The following is a 1,100-nucleotide window of genomic DNA, read 5'->3' on the forward strand; positions in this document are numbered from 1 at the left end:
CACCAGCATCGAAGGAGACCCGCCCTCATCGGCGGAGCCACACGGGTGAGCACTTTCGGTAAGCGGGACTGAGCAGGATCAATGAGCGCTATCACCACCGCACGATCCCCGGAGACAGCCCAGACGCGGAGTCGATCAAGGTCCTCGCCCGCGGACACCAGAACCTGATCTGGACCCGCAACCGACACACCAACGCGCTGCGCTCGGCCCTGCGCGAGTACTACCCGGCCGCGCTGGAGGTGTTCGACGACCTGCACGACCGCGACACGCTGGCCGTACTCGGTCGCGCGCCAACTCCCGCCGAGGCCGCGCACCTGACCCTGTCGGCGATCCGCTCTGCTCTCAAAAAGGCTGGTCGGCAACGTAACCTCGACACCCGGGCCCGCGAAATCCGGGCTGGGCTGCGCGCCGAGCACCTCACCGCACCGGCACCGGTCGCCGCAGCATTCGCCGCCACCACCCGCGCCGCGGTCGGCCTCATCACCGAGCTGAACCGGCGGATCGCCGAACTCGAGGGTGAATTGGCAACGCATTTTGAGTCACATCCGGACGCCGACATCTACCGCTCCCTGCCAGGACTTGGTGTCATCCTCGGCGCCCGGGTGCTCGGTGAGTTCGGGGACGACCCCGACCGCTACACCACCACCAAGTCTCGCAGAAACTACGCCGGCACCTCCCCACTGACAGTCGCCTCCGGCAAGAAACGCGCCGTGCTCTCCCGTCACGTCCGCAACCGGCGTCTCTACGACGCCATCGATCAATGGGCGTTCTGCGCTTTGTCGTCCAGTTCCGGAGCCCGGGAGTTCTACGACCAGCGACGCGACACCGGCGACCCGCACCACCAGGCGCTCCGCGCACTTGGCAACCGCCTCGTCGGCATCCTCCACGGCTGCCTCCGCCACCACACTCACTACGACGAGCACATTGCCTGGGACCACCGCCGCACCAGCCGGGCTGCTTGACGACTTACGGCCCTGGGATGTCTACGGGTCCCTGAGCTTGCTCCGGCCCCTTCCCCAACGCTGCCCGGTCGCCATACCCCGATAGACCGTCTCGGCCAGCACTTCTGGCCCCACGTCGGGTGGTGACGTGTGGCTTCG

Annotated in this window: 1 pseudogene; it reads left to right on the forward strand. The window is 67.5% G+C overall.

Going from position 1 to position 1,100, the window contains the following annotated elements:
- Nucleotides 1–83 precede the first annotated feature (83 nt).
- Nucleotides 84–962, forward strand: a pseudogene (locus ACWDTS_RS28120) (transposase); the annotation flags it as partial.
- Between the last annotated feature and the right edge of the window lie 138 nt (nt 963–1,100).

Source organism: Rhodococcus sp. NPDC003383, assembly GCF_053589115.1.